Source organism: Streptomyces cinereoruber (assembly GCF_009299385.1).
In the GTDB taxonomy this organism is placed as follows: Bacteria; Actinomycetota; Actinomycetes; order Streptomycetales; family Streptomycetaceae; genus Streptomyces; species Streptomyces bikiniensis.
In genome coordinates, this window is sequence record NZ_CP023693.1 from 3,598,512 (window position 1) to 3,619,499 (window position 20,988).

Annotated in this window: 7 protein-coding genes; 6 read left to right on the top strand and 1 reads right to left on the bottom strand. The window is 74.0% G+C overall.

What is annotated here, in order from left to right:
- The first annotated feature begins 45 nt into the window (after positions 1 to 45).
- From CP977_RS35200 to CP977_RS16025, 3 genes are read left to right on the top strand one after another with little or no spacing between them, the layout of a single operon-like run.
- Positions 46 to 855: a beta-ketoacyl-[acyl-carrier-protein] synthase family protein gene (locus tag CP977_RS35200; RefSeq protein ID WP_152370335.1), complete on the top strand. Its 810-nt coding sequence runs from the start codon at positions 46 to 48 to the stop codon at positions 853 to 855.
- Positions 852 to 1,484: a hypothetical protein gene (locus CP977_RS16020; protein WP_199834594.1), complete on the top strand. Its 633-nt coding sequence runs from the start codon at positions 852 to 854 to the stop codon at positions 1,482 to 1,484. The genes CP977_RS35200 and CP977_RS16020 overlap by 4 nt, the downstream gene beginning before the upstream one ends.
- Entirely contained in the window at positions 1,481 to 2,629 is a 1,149-nt protein-coding gene (locus CP977_RS16025; protein ID WP_062754286.1) for an acyl-CoA dehydrogenase family protein, read from the top strand. The genes CP977_RS16020 and CP977_RS16025 overlap by 4 nt, the downstream gene beginning before the upstream one ends.
- Before the next feature lie 26 nt (positions 2,630 to 2,655).
- Here CP977_RS16025 and CP977_RS16030 read toward each other — a convergent pair whose 3' ends face one another.
- Positions 2,656 to 3,303: a LuxR C-terminal-related transcriptional regulator gene (locus CP977_RS16030; RefSeq protein WP_062754283.1), complete on the bottom strand. Its 648-nt coding sequence runs from the start codon at positions 3,301 to 3,303 to the stop codon at positions 2,656 to 2,658.
- 270 nt (positions 3,304 to 3,573) lie between these two features.
- Here CP977_RS16030 and sbnA point away from each other — a divergent pair, with 270 nt between their 5' ends.
- The 3 genes from sbnA to CP977_RS16045 all read left to right on the top strand — a co-directional run bounded on the left by sbnA (position 3,574) and on the right by CP977_RS16045 (position 20,736).
- The gene (gene sbnA / locus CP977_RS16035; RefSeq protein WP_152371571.1) at positions 3,574 to 4,554 is read left to right on the top strand and encodes a 2,3-diaminopropionate biosynthesis protein SbnA; all 981 of its coding nucleotides are present in this window, start codon (positions 3,574 to 3,576) and stop codon (positions 4,552 to 4,554) included.
- Positions 4,555 to 4,663: 109 nt separating this feature from the next.
- A complete protein-coding gene (locus CP977_RS16040) occupies positions 4,664 to 12,682 on the top strand; it encodes a non-ribosomal peptide synthetase (protein WP_152370336.1) in 8,019 nt (2,672 codons plus the stop codon).
- Positions 12,679 to 20,736: a non-ribosomal peptide synthetase gene (locus CP977_RS16045; RefSeq protein WP_183953369.1), complete on the top strand. Its 8,058-nt coding sequence runs from the start codon at positions 12,679 to 12,681 to the stop codon at positions 20,734 to 20,736. Before CP977_RS16040 ends, CP977_RS16045 begins: the two co-directional genes overlap by 4 nt.
- The last annotated feature ends 252 nt before the right edge of the window (positions 20,737 to 20,988 follow it).

Consider the following 20,988-nt stretch of genomic DNA (forward strand, 5'->3'; position numbering starts at 1 on the left):
CCGGCCGGCGCCGGTACGCGGCCGGCCCCCCGTACGGGTCTCGCGGTGACCAAGGCCGTCCACCGGACCTTCGGCCGCGGAACCACCGCGCTCGGCCAGGACGCCGAGCGGCGGTTCTTCCCCAGCCACACCGGGCACGCCGGTGTGGCCCTCCGCGAGGAGCTCCTGGACACCGCGGTGGGCAACACCTTCGAGCACATGGGCGCCGAGCTGCTCGCCGAACTGGGCGAGCAGCCGGAGACCGACCTCGTGGTCCTCGCCTACTCCACACCGGACTTCCTGCCGACCCTGCTCACCGCGCCCACGCTGACGGAGCGGCTGCCCGGCCGGCCGCTGCTCCTCGGGGTGGCCGACCAGGGGCCGTCGGCCCCGTTCAGCGCCCTCGCGCTCGCCCGGAACTACGCCCGCCGGCACGGTTTCCGGCGGGTACTGGTCCTCGCCTTCGACCAGCACGTCATGCCGTACGACGTGCCGGGCTCCGGCCCGCGCGGGCTGGCCGGGGACGGCGCGGTCGCCCTGGTCCTGGAGGCCTCCGGGGACAACTGCCGGGTGCGCCAGATCTGCGGGCTGAGCCCGCAGGAGGTGCCCGAGCGGCTGGCCGCGCTGATCCGGGAACTCGACCCGGAGGGCACCGCCGAGGTGGCGGCGGGTCCCGGGATCGATCCGGCCTGGAAACTGCCGGTGGCGGCGGCCTCGGTGCGCCGGGCACCGGAGGGCTACCCCTGCACGTCCGTGCTGGGCGCGCTCGCCGAGCGCCTTCCGGCGGCCGGCGGGGGCGCGGCGCTGCTCGTCGAGTACGACCCGGTCCTGGGAGACCTGTCGGTCTGCAGAGTCGATCCGGCAGCGGCCGCATGACGGCGACGGATCACGGACCGGTGCCCGTCGCCCGGCCGTCGGCACCGCCCGTCCAGGACGTGGCGCGCCGGGAGGGCCTCGCGCCCGCCCTGCGCCTGCTCCTGCGCGAGCACGGCCCTCGCTCGGCACCCCGCGGACCGTCCGGGTTCGCCCTGCTGCCCGAGGACTGGGCGGCGGGGTGCACGGTCCTGCGCCGCTACCCGCTCGCCGGGGGCCCGGTCGTGGTCGTCCGTGACCCGCGGCCCGCCCCCGAAGGCGGGGGCGGCGCCCTCGACCGGAGCGAGCTGCTCCGGCTCCGCCTCGGGGTGGTCGAGGGCCTGCGCGACGCCTGCGTCGACCACCTGGCCGCCCGGCCGAGCGGCGAGAGCACCGTCCTGATGCAGCCCATGGTCAAGGGGCAGCTGGCCGAGGCGCTCGCGCAGCAGCTGGAGCTGTCCGCCCTGCTGGATTCCGGCACCCGGCCGCAGGGCCCGTTCCTCCGGAACGTGCACGGGCAGATCACCCGCAACGGGCGGTCTCTGCTGCGGCTGCTCGGCGCGTACGGATACCTCGCGGACGGGCCGGGAGCGACGGCGGAGGCCTCCGAACTGCTGGCCGACATCCACGACCCCGTGAAGGAGGACAGGTGAGCGAACCGGACGGCAGGCTGACCGCCTTGCGCGGACAGGCCCGCGAATGGGCGGCCGACTTCCGCGCGGCCGCACTGGAACTGGACCGGGACCCCGAGCTGATCAAGGACTGCCTCGACCTGCCGGGAGTACGGTTCCTGAGCACCTTCGGCGTACCCGCCGCCTTCGCGACGGAACCGCCGGCCGTGGGCCCGTACCGCTTCGACGGCACGAACGGCCTGGAACGGGCGGTGGTGCTGGAGGAGTTCGCCGCCGGTGACCTCGGCATGACCCTGGCCGCGCCGGGGCCGTCCATGTCGGGCGTCCTGGTCGCGAAGCTCGGCGACGAGGAACAGCAGGAGTGGTTCTTCGGCCGGATGACCGCCGCCCCGACCTGGACGTGCTTCGCGCTGACCGAGCCCGATCGGGGATCGGACGCCTCCGCGCTGGGCACCTCCCTGCGCGAGGAGGACGGCGAGCTGCGGCTGACCGGCGCCAAACGGTACGTCGGCAACGCCGCCCGCGCACGGTACGCCACCGTGTTCGCCCGTACCCGGCCCGGCCCGCTCGGGGTGACGGCGGTCCTGCTGGACACCGAGTCCGAGGGGTACCACGCCGAGCCGCTGGACAGCCTCGGGATCCGCGGGGCCCGGATCGGGCAGATCACCCTCGACGGGGCGGTCGTCGCCCGCGACCGCGTCCTCGGCCGGCATCTGTCGCCCGCCCGGCGCGGCATCTGGGCCTCCGTCCAGGTGTTCAACGAGCTCCGGCCGACGGTCGCGGCACTGGCCCTGGGCGTCGCGGGGGCGGCCCACGCCTACGTACGGGAGCACTACGCCGGGGCGCGCGGCGAGGACCGGGACCGCATCGAGGTGCTGGGCCGGCGGATCGACGCCACCAGGGCGCTGGTCCACCGGGCGGCGTCGGCCGTGGACGCGACCGGAGACGGGTACCTCGCCTCCGCGGCGAAGGCCCGGGCCTGCGCGCTGGCGGAGGAGACGACCCTGGCGGCCTGCGAGTTGCTCGCTCCCGCCGCCCGGCCGTCCCACCCGCTCCTGGACAAGCTGGTCCGGGACGCGCGAGGAGTCGAGTTCATGGAGGGGACCCGGAACATCCAGCACCTCAACCTGTTCCAGGGGCTGAGGTCCGGGAAGGTCGGCGCGTGAACGCCGTACGGGCCCCCCGCGGGTGGTCAGACCCTGTTCAGGTACGTCAGGACGGCCATGACCCGGCGGTTGTCGTCCTTCGACGGCGGCAGGTCCAACTTGGCCAGGATGTTGTTGATGTGTTTGGCCACCGCCTTCTCCGTGATCACCAGTCCGGCCGCCACGGCCGCGTTGGACCGGCCCTCGGCCATGTACCCGAGGACCTCGCGCTCACGATCGGTGAGTCGGGAGATCTGCTGGTCCTGGGAGTTGTGGCTCATCATCCGGGACACCACGTCCGGGTCCATGACCGTTCCGCCCGCGGCGACCTGGTGCAGCGCCTCGATGAACTGGGAGCTGTTGAACACCCTGTCCTTGAGCAGGTAGCCGACCCCGCCCTCACCGTCGGCGAGGAGTTCCCGCGCGTAGAGCTGGTCGACGTACTGCGACAGCAGCAGGGAGGGCTGGCCGGGCCGGCGGCGCCGGGCGTCGAGGACGGCCCGCAGCCCCTCGTCGGTGTGCGTGGGGGGCATCCGGATGTCGACGAGGGCGATGTCCGGTTCGTGTTCGGCGAGCGCCCGGGTGAGCTCGGGACCCGTACCGACCGCGGCGACGATCTCGAATTCGTTCAGCTCCAATAGTCGCGTCAGCCCCTCGCGGAGCAGGAACTGGTCTTCCGCGAGCACCAGACGCATGTCATTTCCCCCACTGATCCCCATCAGCCCCGGCCCGGTCGGGACAGGGCTCCGGGGGCCACAAGCTAGCAACGCCCGGTTGTGACGGGCAAGCAAGGCGCGACAAGCGGTCAGCGTCTGGTCAACTGATTGTCAGCGGCGTTTGGCAAGCTTTCGGAGTCCGATACCGAAAGGGCATTTGACCGCTCATGGCCGATGAAGACATCTCAGCAGCAGGCGAGCCGGCTGGTTGACGACCTCCGCCGGACACATCGACGTGGAGAGTGTCCCATTCAAGTCATATCCGCCCCACATGAATTCAATGCCACCGACCTCTACGTCGATCTCGCATCCGTCGTCGGTGAACGTCTGATCCTGAAGTGCGAGGGATTCAATTTCGCCGGCTCGATCAAACTCAAGGCAGCCCATGCGATGGTCTCCGCCGCGGAACGCGCCGGCGACCTCCGCCCCGGCTCGACCATCGTGGAGAGTTCCTCGGGCAATCTGGGCGTGGCGCTCAGCATCGTCGCCTGCAACCGGGGTTACCACTTCATCTGCGTCACCGACTCCCGCTGCACCCTCGCCTCGCGCCAGCTCATGCAGCTCCTGGGCAGCGAGGTGCACGTGGTCACCGAGCCGCATCCGGTCGACGGCCTGCTCGGTGCCCGCATCCAGCGGGTCCGTGAACTGTGCGCGGGAGTCAGCGATTCCGTCTGGCTCAACCAGTACGCCAACCCGAACAACTGGATGGCCCATCACCAACTGACCGGCCCGGAGATCCTGAAGGCGTTTCCCGACCTCGGCGTCCTGTTCGTCGGCTCCGGCACCACCGGGACGCTCATGGGATGTGCGCGCTACATGCGGGAGCACAAGCCCTCGGTACGGATCGTCGCGATCGACGCCGCCGGTTCCGTCACCTTCGGCGGTCCGTCGCAGACCCGCATGATCCCCGGTCTCGGGACGGGCGTACGGCCGCAACTGCTCGACGAGTCCTACGTGGACGACGTGGTCATCGTGCCGGAGATCGACACCATCCGGTCCTGCCGGCAGCTGGCCCGGCGCGGGTTCCTCTTCGGCGGCTCCACCGGGACCGTCGTGAGCGGGGCCACCGCGTGGCTGGCCGAGCACCCCCTCGCGGCGGACGTCTCGGCCGTGGCCATCGCCCCCGACCTGGGAGAGCGCTACCTGGACACCGTCTACCAGGACCAGTGGGTGAGCGACCTCTACGGTCCCGGGGCCCTCCAGGAGGCGGTGGCGGCCGAGAGCCACTGACCCCTCCTCCGTCCCGGCACCCGGGTCCCTCCGCACCGCACGTCCTGCGCCGCCGGGCGGGCGTCGTCCTCACCGGCACACCTTGTCCGCAGCACTCATGGAGATCGTCATGACTTCGCCCGCCCTTCCTGAACTGCCCCTGACGGGGGCCCAGAAAGGCATCTGGTTCGACGAGCGGCTGTCGAGCGGTCGGCTCGCGTACAACATGGCCGACTACCTGGACGTCAGCGGGCCGCTCGACGAGCCGCTGCTCCGGCGCGCGCTGCGGGTGGTCCTGGAGGAGGCGGAATGCGCCCGTGCGCGCTTCTTCGACGTGGACGGACTGCCGGTGCAGCGGATCGAGCCGCTGGACGGGCTTCCCCTGGAGGTACGGGACGTCAGCGGAAGCCCGGACCCGGTCGCCGAGGCGCTGAAGCTGATGGACGAGGACCTGCACCGGCCGTTCGAGCTCGTCGGCGGGCTGCTCTTCCGTACGGTCCTCTTCCGCGTGTCCGAGGGCCGCACCCTGCTCTACCTGGCCATGCACCACCTGCTGTCCGACGGCTACAGCCGGCTGGCGGTCTACCGGCGCCTCAGCGAGGTCTACGGGGCGCTGAGCGCCGGCGAGGAACTGCCGGGGGACCCGCTGCCCCCGCTGCACCTGCTGCTCCAGGAGGAGACGGAGTACCTGGAGTCGCCGGCCCTGGAACGCGACCGTCGCTTCTGGGAGGCCCACCTCGGCGGCGGGGCGGAACCGGTCAGCCTCGCTCCCGGTGACCCCGTCCCGGGCACCGGCTTCCTGCGCCGCACCCACGAACTCGACGCGGCCGTCGCCCGGCGCCTGCGGGCCGCGGCCTCCGCCGCCGGGGTCACCTGGCCCACCTTCGCCATCGCCGCGACCGCGGCCTACGTGGGCAAGGCCGCCGGCCGTGCCGACGTGCTCCTGACCCTCCCCATGACCGCGCGGCTGACCGCCACCGCGCGCAAGGTGCCCGGCATGGTGGCCAACTACCTGCCGCTCCCGGCCCGCGTCGGGCCCGCGATCACGGTGTCCGAGCTGCTGGGCAGCACCTCGAAGGCGGTCGCCCGCTCCCTGCGCCACCAGCGCTACCCGGCCGAGCGCATCCGCCGCTCCCTCGGCATGCAGGCCGACCGGCGGCCCTTTGGTCCCTTCATCAACGTGCTGCCGCAGACACCGGAGTTCCGGCTCGGGCTCTGCGAGGCCCGGCTGCACAACCTCTCCACCGGCATCGTCGACGACCTCATGATCACCGTCCTCGACGGCGCCGACGGCAGCCTCGAACTGCACATGAACGGCAACCCCGAGCGGTACTCCGAGTCCGAGGTGGTGGACCACCTGCGCCGTTTCGGCGCGTTCATGCAGGGCCTCGCCGCCGTCGACCCGGCCACGCCCCTGGGCCGCCTCGACCTCCTCACCGAGCAGGAGCGCGACGCCCTCCTGGCGGCCGGCACCGGACCCCACGGCGAGACGCCGACGGAGGACGTGGTGGAGCTCGTACGGAAGTTCGCCGCCGCCACGCCCGCCGCCCTCGCGGTCACCGACGGCACGACGGACGCCTCCTACTCCTCACTGGCGATCTGGGCGGACGAGCTCGCCGAGACGCTCGCCACGGCCGGAGTCGGCCCCGGCACCCTGGTCGGCGTCCTCGCCGAGCCGAGCGCCGCCTTCGTCGGCGCCGTCCTGGGCGTCCTCGGCGCGGGTGCGGCCTGGGTCCCCCTCGACGTACACGCGCCGGCCGCCCGCATCGACGGCCTGATCGCCGACGCCCGGATCGGCCACCTGCTCGTCGGGCCCGGTCTGCAGGACCTGGCCGCGGAGCTCGGCGACGGCAGCCTACGAACCCACCCGCTGCCCGGCGGCCTGACCCCGTACCCGATGCCGCTGGACGGGCTGCGCGCGCCGGTCGGCGTCCCGGACGACCTGGCGTACGTCATCTTCACGTCGGGCTCCACGGGCAGGCCCAAGGGCGCCATGGTCCACCGCGGCGGCATGCTCAACCACCTCTGCGCCAAGATCGACGACCTGGGGCTGACCTCCGCCGACCGGGTCGTGCAGAACGCCCCCGTCACCTTCGACGTGTCGGTCTGGCAGATGCTGGCCCCGCTCGTCGTCGGCGGCACCGTCCACGTGGTCCCCCGCGAGGTCGCCGCCGACCCCGACGCCCTCTTCGCCACGGCCACCGACGGCCACGTCACCGTCCTGGAGGTCGTCCCCACGCTGCTGCGCGCGGCCCTCGACCACTGGGACACCGCCCCCGGCGCGCCGGCCGCCCGGAACCTGCGCCGGCTCGTCGTGACCGGCGAGGCCCTCCCGCCGGACCTCTGCGCGCGCTGGTGGCAGCGCTTCCCCGAGATCCCGATGGTCAACGCGTACGGCCCCACCGAGTGCTCGGACGACGTCACGCACGCCGTGCTGCGCGTGAACGACCCGATCGGCGTGCGCGTGCCCATCGGCGGCCCCGTCCGCAACACCCGGCTCCACGTCCTCGGCGACGACCTGCGGCCCGTGGCCCCCGGCGCGATCGGCGAGCTGTACGTCGGAGGCGCGGGCGTCGGCCGCGGCTACCTCCTGGACCCGGTCAAGACCGCCGCCACCTTCGTGGCCGACCCGTTCGCGCCCGTACCCGGCAGCCGCATGTACCGCACCGGCGACCACGTGGTCCAGCGCCCGGACGGGCAGCTGGAGTTCCTGGAGCGGCGCGACCACCAGGTGAAGATCCGCGGACACCGTGTCGAGCTCGGCGAGATCGAGGCCGTGCTGCGTTCCCTTCCGCACGTCGTCGACGTCGCCGTCACCGCCCTCGAGGACCCCGGCGGCAGGGCCCGCCTGGTGGCCTACCTGGTCGCTCCCGACACCGAACCGGCTGCCGTCCGGGACGCGTTGGCCGACCTGCTGCCCTCGTACATGGTTCCCGCCGGCTGGATCCCGCTTCCGGCGCTGCCGCTGACCGCGCACGGCAAGGTCGACCGCCGCGCGCTGCCCGCGCCGGTCGGATCGGGCACCGCCGAGACCGCCGCCGCACCCCCCGTTCCCGTTCCCGTTCCGGCCGCCGCGGCCGGGCAGCGCGGCCGCCTCCCCCGCAACCCCGCCGAGCAGGTGCTCCGCGAGATCTTCGCCCAGGTCCTGGGCCTCGACACGGTGGGCGCGGACGACGCCTTCTTCGCCCTGGGCGGAGACTCGATCAGCTCCATCCAGGTGGTCGGCCGTGCCCGGTCCCGGGGCATCGTCCTCACCCCCCGCGACATCTTCTCCCTCAAGACCCCCGCCGCGCTCGCCGCCCTCGTGGCGAACGCCACCGGCGCGACCGTGCCGACCGCCGCCGGCCCGACCGCCGCCGAGGACGGGGTCGGCGAGGTCGAGCCGACTCCGATCATCGCCCAGCTCGCCGAGGACCTCGGCGAACTCTCCGGGCCCGCAGGGCAGTTCAACCAGCACGTCCTGCTCCGGGTGCCCTCCGCGATGACGGCCGGCAACCTCGCCCCCGCCCTGCAGGCGCTGCTCGACCGGCACGACGCGCTGCGCCTGACGGTGACCGAGCCCGCGCCCGGCATCTGGTCGCTGCACACCGCCGAGCGCGGCTCCGTGGCCGCCGACCGGCTGATCAGCGTCGTGGACGCCTCCGGCGCCACCGGCGATCCCGACGCGCTGGAACGGCTCGTCGCGGCCGAGGCCGACACCGCGCGGACCCGGCTCTCCCCGACCGACGGGGTCACGCTCCAGGCCGTGCTCCTCCACGGCGGCCCCGGCCCCACCTCGCACCTGCTGCTGCTCGCCCACCACACCGTCGTCGACGGCGTCTCCTGGCGCATCCTGACCGGCGACCTGGAAGCGGCCTGGACCGCCACCGCGGCCGGCCGCACGCCCGCCCCGGAGCCGGTCGCGACCTCCTACCGCCGCTGGGCCACCACCCTCGCCGCGCAGTCCCGCACGCCCGCGCGCATCGCCGAACTGCCCTACTGGCAGGCACAGCGCGAGGACGAACCGTCCGTGATCGGCAGCCGCCCGCTCGACCCGTCCAGGGACACCTACGGCACCGCCCGGCGACTGCGGCTGGAACTGCCCGCCGACCAGACCGCGGCCCTGCTGACCGCGGTGCCCGCCGCCTTCCACGGCGAGATCAACGACGTCCTGCTCGGCGCGCTCACCCTGGCCGCCGCCGACTGGCGCGGCCGCTCCGCGCCGGACTCCGCGCGTCCGCTCCTGATCGAACTCGAAGGACACGGCCGCGAGCAGATCGCCGACGACGTCGACCTCTCCCGTACCGTCGGCTGGTTCACCACCGTCTTCCCCGTCCGCCTCGACATCGGCGCCCTGGACCGGGAGGAGGCCCGGGCCTCCGGTCCCGCCCTCGCCACCGCCGTCAAGCGGGTCAAGGAGCAACTGCGCGCCGTCCCGGACCGCGGGATCGGCTACGGCCTGCTGCGCCACCTCAACCCGCGCACCGCCCGGCAGCTGGCCGCGGTGCCCGCCCCGAGCCTCGGCTTCAACTACCTCGGCCGGTTCCGCGTCGACGGGACGGCCGGCCCCTGGACCCACGCCGGCGGCTCCTCGGTCGTCGCCACCGGCTTCCACCCGGACACCCCGCTGCGCCATGTCCTGGCGGTCACCCCGGTGACCGAGGACCACGCCGACGGCCCGCGTCTGGTCGCCGACTGGCTGTGGGCGGACGGGCTCCTCGACGAGACGGAGGTCCGTGAACTCGCCGAGGCCTGGTTCGCGGCCCTGCGCGCCCTCGTGACCCACCTGGAGCTTCCGGGAGCCGGCGGCCACACCCCCTCCGACCTGCCCCTGGTGGCGCTGAGCCAGGAGGAGATCGACGGGATCGAGCACGCCGAGGACGCTCCGGGGGGCACCGCGGTCACGGACGTGCTGCCGTTGACGGCGATGCAGCGCGGCATGCTGTTCCAAACCGAGTTCGACCGGCGGGGGACCGACCTCTACACCCTGCAGGTCGCGGCCGACCTGATCGGCGCGGTGGACGCGGACGCCCTGGAGCGCGCCCTGGCCACCCTCGTGGACCGGCACCCCGGCCTCGGCGGGGCCTTCCACCACCGGGAATCGGGCGAACCGGTCTCGGTGCTGCGCACGGGAGTCCGGGTACCCCTGCGCCGCGTCGACCTGTCCGGGCTCGCACCCGCCGAGCGGCGGGCCGAGCTGGACCGGCTCGCCGAGGGCGACCGGCTCCTGCGCTTCGACATGACCCGCCCGCCGCTGATGCGATGGGTCCTCGTACGACTGGACGACGAGCGCCACCGCCTCGTCTGGACCCTGCACCACATCCTGGTGGACGGCTGGTCCATGCCCGTCCTGGTGCGCGAACTGCTCGCCTGCTACCAGGGCGGGGACGCCGCCGGAACCCTCCCGCCGGCCGTTCCCTTCCGCGCCTACCTCTCCTGGCTGGCCGGTCAGGACCACGACGCGGCCAAGGCGGCGTGGGCCGCCTCGCTCGCCGGACTGGAGGAGCCGACCCTGCTGTGCGGAGCGGCACCCGACCGGCTGCCGGTCGACCCGGAGTCCGTGCCCCTGCGGCTGACCGCCGAGGAGACCGCCGAGCTCACCGGCTTCGCCGCGCGCCAGGGCCTGACCACCAACACCGTGTTCCAGGGCGCCTGGGCCGTGCTGCTCGGCCGGCTCACCGGCCGCTCCGACGTGCTGTTCGGGGCGACCGTGTCCACCCGGCCGGCCTCGCTGCCGGGCGTGGAGAGCATCGTCGGGCCGTTCCTGAACACGCTGCCGGTCCGGGTGGCCCTCGACCCCGGCGAGCCCGTCGGAACGTTCCTGCTGCGGCTCCAGGACACCCAGTCCGCCCTGCGGGACTTCGACCACCTCGGGCTCGCCGAGATGCTCACCGGCAGCCCGGCGCTGGCCGCGTACGGCGAGCCCTTCGACACCGCCCTCGTCTTCGAGAACTTCCCCCCGGCCGAGGCTGCCGGCGGCGCCGCCACCGACCGGGGCGGCCTGCGGATCGGCGACGTCACGGCCCGCGACGCCCGCCACTACCCGCTCAGCATGGTCGTCCTGCCCGGCCGGGAGATCGAGGTCCGCTTCGACTACGCGCCCGACCTCCTGACCCGTGACGAGGTCGCGGCCGTCGCACAGCGCTTCCGCGGGCTGCTCCTGGACCTCGCCGCCGCACCCGGCCGGGGCACCGGCCGGCTCGACGTCCTGACCGGGGACGAGAGCGCGCTGCTGCGCAAGTGGAACGACACCACGAGCGCCACCGACGTCGGCATCCCCGGCGGAGTGGTGGAGCGGGTACGCGAGTTCGCCCGGACCTCCCCCACCGCCACCGCCGTGGCGGACGGGGAGCACGAGGTCTCCTACGCCTCCCTCGTCCGCTGGTCGGACGAGCTGGCCGGGCGGCTGACCGCCGCCGGGGCGGGCCCCGGCTCCCTCGTGGCGGTGCTGGCCGAACCGGGCGCGGCCTTCGTCGGCTCCGTGCTGGGCGTCCTGCGGGCGGGTGCGGCCTGGGTCCCGCTGGACGTCGGTGCCCCGGTGGCCCGCATCGCCTCGCTGGTCTCGGACTCCGGGGCCCGGTGCCTGCTGGTGGGCCCGGGGTGCGAGAGCCTGGCCGCCGAGGTGGTGAGCCTGGCCGGCGACGGCCTGGGCATCCTGGAGACGGCACCCGGCTTCGAGGACGTACCGGAGGCACCGGACGGTCCCGCGCGTCCTCCCGGCCTCCCGGGCGACCTCGCCTACGTGATCTTCACGTCCGGGTCCACGGGCAGGCCCAAGGGCGCGATGGTCCACCGCCTCGGCATGGAGAACCACCTCCTGGCCAAGATCGAGGACCTCGCCCTGGGCGCCGGGGACCGGGTCGTGCAGAACGCCCCCGTCACCTTCGACGTGTCGGTCTGGCAGATGCTGGCCCCGCTCGTCGTCGGCGGCACCGTCCGCGTGGTCCCCCGCGAGGTCGCCGCCGACCCCGACGCCCTCTTCGGCGTCGTGTCGGCCGAGGACGTCACCGTCCTGGAGGTCGTGCCCTCCCTGCTCCGGGCCGCCCTGGAGGCCTGGGACGCGGCGGGCGCCGCCGCCGACGCGGGCGGGCTGCGCCGGCTCGTGGTCACCGGCGAGGCGCTCCCCGCCGACCTGTGCGACCGCTGGTGGGGCTGGTTCCCCGCCATCCCCCTGGTCAACGCGTACGGCCCCACCGAGTGCTCGGACGACGTGACCCACGCCGTGCTGCACGCGGAGGACCGGCCCGGTGCCCGGGTGCCGATCGGCGCGGCCGTCCGCAACACCTTCCTCCACGTCCTGGGCGACGAGCTGCGCCCGGTACCGGTGGGCACGGTCGGCGAGCTGTACGTCGGCGGGGCCGGCGTCGGCCGCGGCTACCTCGCCGACCCCGCCAGGACCGCCGCCGCCTTCGTCGCCGACCCCTTCGCCGGGACCCCCGGCGCCCGGATGTACCGCACCGGCGACCGCGTGGTGCGGCGGCCGGACGGACAGCTGGAGTTCGTGGAGCGCCGTGACCACCAGGTCAAGGTGCGGGGCCACCGGATCGAGCTCGGCGAGATCGAGGCCGCCCTGCGCGCCCTGCCGCGGGTGACCGACGCCGTGGTGGCCACCCTCGATGACCCGTCCCGGGCCACCCGCCTCGTCGCCTACGTCGTGGCACCGGACGCCGACGACCTCGCGGGAACCCGGGCCGCCCTCGCCGAGGCGCTGCCGGAGTACATGGTCCCGTCCGTCTGGGTCGCACTGCCCGAACTGCCGCTGACGGCCCACGGGAAGGTGGACCGCAAGGCCCTCCCCCACCCGGCCGGAGCGGCCGACACGGCGGCCGCCGGCGCCCGGCGGGAGGGCCGCGACCCGGTCGAGCGGGCCCTGTGCGAGGTGTTCGCCGAGGTGCTCGGAGTCGACGCCGTCGGCATCGACGACAACTTCTTCGCCCTCGGCGGGGACTCCATCAGCTCCATCCGGGTCGTGGGCAGGGCCCGCGCCCACGGCATCGTGATCACCCCCCGGGACGTCTTCGGACACCGCACCCCCCTCGCCCTCGCGGCCGTCGTCGCCGCCTCCGAGCCCGGCGTACCGGCGCCCCGGCCCGCCACCACGCCGCAGGCACCGCTCCTGGAACTGAGCGACGACGAGATGGACGAACTCGACACTGAGCTGGAGTCATGAGAGAGCACACGGTGAAATCCGCGCGAAAGAGCGAGTTCCTGCCGCTCGCACCGCTGCAGCAGGGCTTCCTGTTCCACGCGGACTTCGTGGAGCAGGGCCTCGACATCCATGTGCTGCAGCTGGTGGCCGACCTCGACGGCCCGCTGGACGAGGACCGGATGCGGGCCGCGCTGGGCGGGCTGCTGGAGAACCACGCCGGTCTGCGGGCCTGCTTCCGGACCCGCCGCAACGGTGAACCGGTCCAGGTCGTTCCGCACGACGTCGACGTGCCGTGGGAGACGGTGGACCTCTCCGCCCTCGCCGGGGACGAGCAGTCGGCCGAGCTGGAACGGATCACCGGGGCGGACCGGGCCCGCCCCTTCCGCCTCGACCGCCCGCCGCTGCTGCGCTGCACCCTCGTCCGGCTGGGCGGGCAACGGTTCCGGCTGCTGCTGACGGTCCACCACATCGTCCTCGACGGCTGGTCGATGCCGATCATGCTGGACGAGCTGTTCACCCGGTACGCGACCGGGGAGGCGGGCGCCGCCCTCCCCGCACCGCACTACCGCGACTACCTCGCCTGGCTCGCGCGGCAGGACCGCGACGCCGCCCGCGACGCGTGGCGCTCCGCCCTGGCCACGGTCGACGAGCCCACGTACGTCGCCCCGCCCGACCCGACCGGTGCGCCGTCGCTCCCCCGGGCGGTGAGCACCGCCCTCGGCCCCGAGGAGACCGCACGCCTCACCGAATGGGCCCGCTCCCGCGAGCTGACCCTGGGCACCGTGGTCCAGGGCTGCTGGGGGGTCCTCGTCGGCCGGCTGACCGGCCGCACCGACGTGGTGTTCGGCATGGTCGACTCGGGGCGCCCCGCCGAACTGCCCGGCGTCGAGTCGATGGTCGGCATGTTCGCCAACACGCTGCCCGCCCGCGTCCGCCTGGACTCCACGCGCACCGTGGCCGAGCTGCTCACCGGCTTCCAGCACCAGCAGAGCGAGCTGCTCCCGCACCGCCACCTCGGCCTCGCCGACGTACAGGAGCTCGTCGGTGTCGGCAGCCTGTTCGACAGCGCCGTGATGTTCCAGAACTACCCCAGGACCGACGGCGCCGCGTTCACCGCGCTGACCGGCCTGGTGCTGCGGCGCTCCGACATCCGCAACGCCACCGAGTTCCCGCTGAGCCTGGTCGCCCTGCCCGGTACCGAACTGGAACTGACGGTCCAGTACCGCCCGGAGCTCTTCGGGGCCGAGGAGGCCGACCTGCTGGTCCACCGCCTCGCCTCCCTGCTCGCCCGGGTGCCGGCCGCCGCGGACCTGCCGCTCGGCCGGCTCGAACTGATCGAGCCGGAGGAACGGGAGCTCGTCCTGCGGACGTACAACCGGACCGAGGCGCCCGCACCGGCCGCGCTGCTCCCGGAGCTGATCGCCGACCGCGCCGCCGCGGACCCCGACCGGGTCGCCGTGGAATGCGCGGACGACTCCCTGACGGCCGCCGCCCTGGAGGACCGCGCCGACCGCCTCGCCCGGCTGCTGATCAGCCGCGGCACCCGGACCGGCGGCCTGGTGGCCCTCGCCCTGCCCCGCTCCGCGGACCTGGTGGTCGCCGCCCTGGCCGTGCTCAAGACCGGCGCCGCGTACCTGGCCATCGACCCCGACCACCCGAGCGACCGCATCGGCCTGATGCTCGACGACGCGGCGCCCACCGTGCTGCTGAGCACCACGGACACGGCGGAGGCCCTGCGGTGGACGGGCGCCACCGTCCTGCTCGACGACGCGGACACCGCGGCGGAACTGCTCGGGCAGCCCGCCGGCCCGCTCTCCGACGCCGAACGCGGCGGGAGCCTGAGCCCGGACCTCCCGGCGTACGTCATCTACACCTCCGGCTCGACGGGCCGCCCCAAGGGCGTCGTCGTCCCGCACGGCGCCTTCGTCAACCTCGTCGACGACATGGTCCGCCGCGTGGCCGTCACCGGGCGGGACCGCCTCCTCGCCGTGACGACCTTCGGGTTCGACATCGCGATGCTGGAGCTGTTCGTCCCCCTGGTCGCCGGCGCCGGCCTCGTCCTCGCGGACCGGGCCACCGTCCAGGACCCGGCGGCCCTCGCGGCGGCGATCACCGCCGGCGGCGCGACCGTCGTGCAGGCCACGCCGAGCCACTGGCAGGCACTCGTCGCCACCGCCCCCGAATGCCTCGCGGGCCTGCGCCTGCTGACCGGCGGGGAGGCGCTCGGCGAGCCGCTGGCCGCCGCGCTCGTGGAGGCCGCCGACACCGTCTTCAACGTCTACGGCCCCACCGAGACCACGATCTGGTCCACCTCCTCGGTCCTCGACGGCACCCGCCCGGGCGCCCCGTCCATCGGCCGGCCCATCGCGAACACCCGGGCCTACGTCCTGGACCAGGCGCTGCGGCCGGTCCCCCGCGGAGTCGTCGGCGAGCTGTACATCGCCGGCACCGGGCTGGCACACGGCTACCTGGGCCGCCCCTCGCTGACCGCCGAGCGCTTCGTCGCCGACCCCTACGGGCCCGCGGGGACCCGGTTGTACCGTACGGGCGACCTGGTCCGCCGGGGTTCCGACGGGCTGCTCGACTACATCGGCCGGGTCGACCACCAGGTGAAGGTGCGCGGCTACCGCATCGAACTCGGCGAGATCGAGACCGTGCTGACCGAGCTGCCCGAGGTCGCCCGCGCCGTGGTCGTCGCCCGCGAGGTCGGGCCCGGCGACACCCGGCTCGTCGCCTACCTGGTGCCGGAGGGGGACGCCGGCGGGGGCGCGCCGGCCCTGGACACCGCGGCCGTCCGGGAGCGGGTCAAGGACGCGCTGCCCGACTACATGGTCCCCTCGGTCCTCGTGCCTCTCGACACCTTCCCGCTGACCCCCAGCGGCAAGGTCGACCGCAAGGCGCTGCCCTCACCCGAGCTGGAGCGGGTCGCCGGCCGGGAGGCCGACGGCCCCGTCGAGGAGATCCTCCGCGGGCTGTTCGCCGACGTCCTCGGGCTGCCCGACGTGGGCGTGGACGACGACTTCTTCGCGCTCGGAGGGCACTCCCTGCTGGCCACCCGGCTGGTGAGCCGGGTACGCGGCGCCCTCGGCGCGGAGCTGTCCGTACGATCCCTGTTCGATCACCCGACCCCTGCCGCGCTCGCGGCCCGCCTGGACACCACGCCCGCGGCCCGCACGCCGCTGCGCGCCCTGCCCCGGCCCGGCTTCCTGCCGCTGTCGCACATGCAGCGCCGGATGTGGTTCCTCAACCGTCTGGACCCCGAGGCCGGCGGCTACCACGTCTCCCTGGCCGTCCGGCTGCGCGGCGAGCTCGACGTCGCCGCCCTGCGGGCCGCCCTGGCCGACGTGAGCGAGCGCCACGAGGTGCTGCGGACCGTCTTCCCGAGTGTCGGCGAGGAGCCGGGTCAGGTCGTGCGCGACGCCCTGGAATCCCGCCCCGCGCTGGAGCCCGTCCCCGTACCCGGCGGCGAGCCGGCCCTGGACGCGCTCCTGGACGCGGAGGCCGACCGTCCCTTCGACCTGACCCGCGAGCTGCCCCTGCGCGCCCGGCTCTTCTCGCTCGGCGAGCGGGACAACGTCCTGCTGCTGGTCGTCCACCACATCGCCTTCGACGGCTGGTCCGTCCCGGTGCTGGCCGCCGACATCGCCCGCGCCTACCGTGCCCGCGCCGCGGGCGAGCTGCCCGACCGGGCCGGACTGCCCGTCCAGTACGCCGACTTCTGCCTCTGGCAGGAGCGGGAGCTGGGCTCCGAGGAGGACCCGGACAGCCTGCTCCGTCGCCAGCTGGCGTACTGGACGGAGGCCCTGCGCGGCATCCCGGAGGAACTGGCCCTGCCCAGCGACCGTCCGCGCCCGCCGATCGCGAGCCACGCGGGCGACGTCGTGCCGTTCACCGTCCCGCCCGGGCTCCACGAGCGGATCACCCGCCTGGCCCGCGCGTCAGGGGTCAGCCCCTTCATGGTCGTCCAGGCCGCCCTCGCCGCCACCCTCGGCAAGCTGGGGGGCGGTACCGACATCCCGCTCGGCTCGCCCGTCGCGGGCCGCACCGACGAGGCGCTGCACGACCTGGTCGGCTTCTTCGTCAACACGCTCGTGCTGCGTACCGACACCAGCGGCGACCCCACCTTCCAGCAGCTGCTGCACCGCGTCCGCGAGGCCGACCTGGGCGCCTTCCAGCACCAGGACCTGCCCTTCGAGCGGCTGGTGGACGCGCTGAGCCCGGCTCGCTCGCTGTCGCGGCAGCCCTTGTTCCAGGTGATGCTGGCCTTCCAGAACACCGATCGGCCGACGTTCGACCTCCCCGGCCTGGAGTCGGAGTTCGTCGGATCCGGCTCCACGGCGGCCAAGTTCGACCTCGTCTTCGAGTTCACCGAGGCCGGCCCCGGTGAAGGCCTGGCCGGACGCCTCGAGTTCGCGACGGACCTGTACGAACGCGGCACGGCGCGGCTGATCGTCGACTCCTTCCTCCGCCTGCTCGAAGCGGCCGTCACCACCCCCTCCGCACGCCTCAGTCACCTGGACGTCCTGGACCCGCGGGAGCGGAGACGGCTGTTGGAGGACTGGAGCACCGGCTCCCGTCACGCCGTGGAGTCCACCGACACCGTGCCCGGCCTCTTCGAGTCCTGGGCCGCCCGCCGAGCCGGGCATCCCGCGTTCGTCTCCGACGAGGTCACACTCGACTACCGGGAGCTGGACGAGCGGGCCAACCGCCTCGCCCGCGAACTCCTGGCCCGGGGGGCGGGTCCGGGACGCTTCGTGGCCCTGGTGCTGCACCGCTCGCCCGAACTGTTGGTCTCCGTGCTGGCGGTGCTCAAGTCCGGCGCCGCGTATCTGCCCGTCGACCCGGCCTATCCCGTCGACCGCGTCACCCACATGCTGACCGACTCCGGAGCGCACCTGCTGGTCACCTCGGCCGCCGTGCTCGACTCCGGAGTCCTGCCACCGGAGACCTCCACGGGGGCGCGGTGCCTCGTCCTGGACGACCCGGACACCGGCACCCTGATCGCGGGCCACTCCGCGGCCGGACTCGACGACGCCGAGCGCGGCCACCCGCCGACCCCGCGGGACCCGGCGTACCTCATCTACACCTCCGGTTCCACGGGCCTGCCCAAGGGCGTGCTGGTCTCCCACGGCACCGCGACGGCCCTGGCCGCCGACCACCAGGAGCGTTTCGGCCTGGGGCCGCACACCCGGGCCCTGCAGTTCGCCTCCTTCAGCTTCGACGCGGCCGTCTGGGAGATGTGCGTCTCCCTGCTGGTCGGCGGCGCTCTGGTGCAGGTTCCGGACGACCGGCGGGCCGGCCTGCCGCTGGCCGAGTTCATCACCCGGCACCGGGTCAACCTCGCCGTGCTGCCGCCCGTGGTCATGGACGCCTTCCCCGAGGAGGCGCACCTGCCCGAGGAGCTGCTGATGATGGTGGCGGGGGCGGCGATGGCCCCGGAACTCGCCGAGCGCTGGGCACCGGTCACCAAGCTCCACAATCTCTACGGCCCGACCGAGAACACCGTGTGCACCACCGCGAGCGACCGGATCACCGGCGGCCGCCCGCCGATCGGGCGGCCCGTCGCCGGCCACCGCGTCTACGTCCTGGACCGACACCTGGCCCCCGTCCCGCCCGGAGTCGTCGGTGAGCTCTACGTGGGCGGCACGAGCCTCGCCATCGGCTATGTGAACCGGCCCGGCGTGACCGCCGAGCGGTTCGTCGCCGACCCGTACGGCCCGGCGGGATCACGTATGTACCGGACCGGCGATCTCGTACGCTGGCGTGCCGACGGCGCCCTCGACTACGTCGGCCGGGTCGACCACCAGGTGAAGCTCCGCGGCTTCCGCATCGAACTCGGCGAGATCGAGAGCGTGCTGCTGGAGCACCCGCGGATCGCGCAGGCCGTGGTGGTCGCCCGGGAGGACCGGCCGGGCGTCCAGACCCTCGTCGGCTATCTGGTGACCGTCCCCGGCGCCACCGTCGAGGACGGCGAGGTACGCGACCGGCTCGCCCGGCGGCTGCCCGACTACATGGTGCCGTCCGCGCTGGTCACCCTGCCCGAACTGCCGGTGACCGTGAACGGCAAGCTCGACCGGGACGCGCTGCCCGCGCCCGACCTGCGGGCGGCGGCCGGCCGCGAAGCCGTCACCGAGACCGAGAAGGCGCTGGTCCGGGCCTTCGCCGACGTGCTCGGGCTCGACGCCCTCGGCGTCGACGACGACTTCTTCGCCCTCGGCGGCAACAGCATCGGCACCGTCCAGGTGGTGGCCCGGGCCGCGAAGAGCGGGCTCGAACTCACCGTGGCCGAGGTGTTCACCCGGCGGACGGCCTCCGCGCTCGCCGCCCTGGTGGACGGCCGCGCGGCGGGAGCGGAACACCTGGCCCGGCAGTTGCGGACCGGCTCGCTCGGCGAGGACCCGCAGGACGCGTTCGCCCCCGTGCTCGCGATCCGGCCGACCGGCTCGCTGCCCCCGCTGTTCTGCGTGCACGGCGGGCTGGGCACGAGCCTGCCCTATCTCGGGCTCGCCGGGTACCTCGACGAGCGACGGCCGATCATCGGACTCCAGGCGCCGCAGGTGAGCGGGGCCGAGCCGGCGCCGAGCATCGAGGCGCAGGCCGAGTCGTACCTGGAGCGCATCCGGGAGGTGCAGCCCGAGGGCCCGTACCACCTGCTGGGCTGGTCCTTCGGCGGTCTGCTCGCCCACGAACTGGCCGTCCGGCTGCGGGCCGACGGCGACGAGGTCGCCTACCTCGCCAATCTGGACGCCTTCCCCTACGACCACGCGCTCGACGGGCCGCTGCCCGACCGCGACGAACTGCTCGGCCGCTTCCTGGAGTACCTCGGGGAGGACCCGGAAGCGGCGGCCGGCGAAGCCCCGGACCCGGCCGCGGTCGCCGGAGTGCTGCGGCGCCACGGCGGTGCCTTCGGCTCCCTGACCGAGCAGGACATCGAGCGCCTGGTGACGGTGATGCGCCACCACGTCGAACTCGCCGAGCGCCACGAACCCGGCCGCTTCGACGGGGACATGACGCTGTTCGTCGCGACGTCCGGGCGCTCGGCGGCGGACACGAGGACCGCCGCCGGCCGCTGGGGCGGTCATGTCGCCGGAGCCGTCCGTGTCCATGAACTCCCGCACGCCCACGAACATCTGATGCATCCGGAACCGCAGGCGGAGGTCGGTGCGATCGTCGACGCGGAGCTGCGGCGGATCGACCCGCGCTCCCGAGGAGAGGCAGCCATGGCCACAAGCACCCGAACTCCGGTCGTGGAGGTCGCACACGCCCCCGCTTCCCCTCCCGCGGTCACGAACGGCCGCCCCGTCACGGAGACGTTCGCGCTGGCGGGCAGGCGGCTGCGCCATCTGCGCCGTACACCGGGGCGGCTCGTCGGGATCGTGCTCAATCCGCTGGTGATGCTGCTGGCGGTGGGCTACCTCTTCAAGGACGCGATCGTGGCGCCCCAGGGGGGTGACTACCAGGAGTACCTGATGGCGGGCATCGCGGTGCAGGTCGGTCTGGCCGGCATCGGGCCGACCGCGATCAGCATCGCCATGGACCTCCGGGCCGGACTGATGGACCGGTTCCGCTCCCTGCCCATCTCGCGGGCCGCGGTGCTGGTGGCGCATGCGCTGGCCGATCTGCTGGTCGGCCTCGCCGTCCTCGCGGTGATCACGCTGGTGGGTCTGGCCATCGGCTGGCGTCCGCACGGCGACCCGCTGTCGGTGGCGGCCGGTTTCGCCGTGGCCGGCGGGTTCATCTTCGTCATGGTCTGGGTCGGCATCACCCTCGGGATGATGGTCAAGAACGTCGAATCCATCGACTCGATCGGCGCCCTGGTCCTGGTCGTCTGCACCTTCCTGTCGAACGCGGTCTTCCCGGCCGCTGCGATGCCGGCCTGGCTCCGTCCGGTCGTCGAGTGGAACCCGATCAGTGCGGTGGCCGACTCCTGCCGCCACCTGTGGGGCAACCCCACGGCGAACAGCACGGGCTTCCCCGGCGAGCACCCGCACCTGGTCGTGTCCATGTGGTTCGCCGTGCTGCTGGTCGGCACGGTGTGGACGAGCCTGAGCCGCTTCCGCCGGGCGGCCGTGTAACCACCGGCCCACCACCCACGCGTCCGCGCAGGACCCACGAGGCTCCGGATCTCCGCCCACGGCGGGCCGGAGCCTCAGGCGCGTCTGAGGAACTCAAGGGCCGTGACGGCCCGTCACGGCGGGGGAGACTCAGTGTGCCGCGGCGAGGACCGGCGAAAGAGCCCGTCCGCCGCCTGCCCTCCGGGCCGGGGAATCCGGCCCTCCCGAACCTCTGCACCACTCCACAGGACGCCGCTGACCTGCGACGCACAG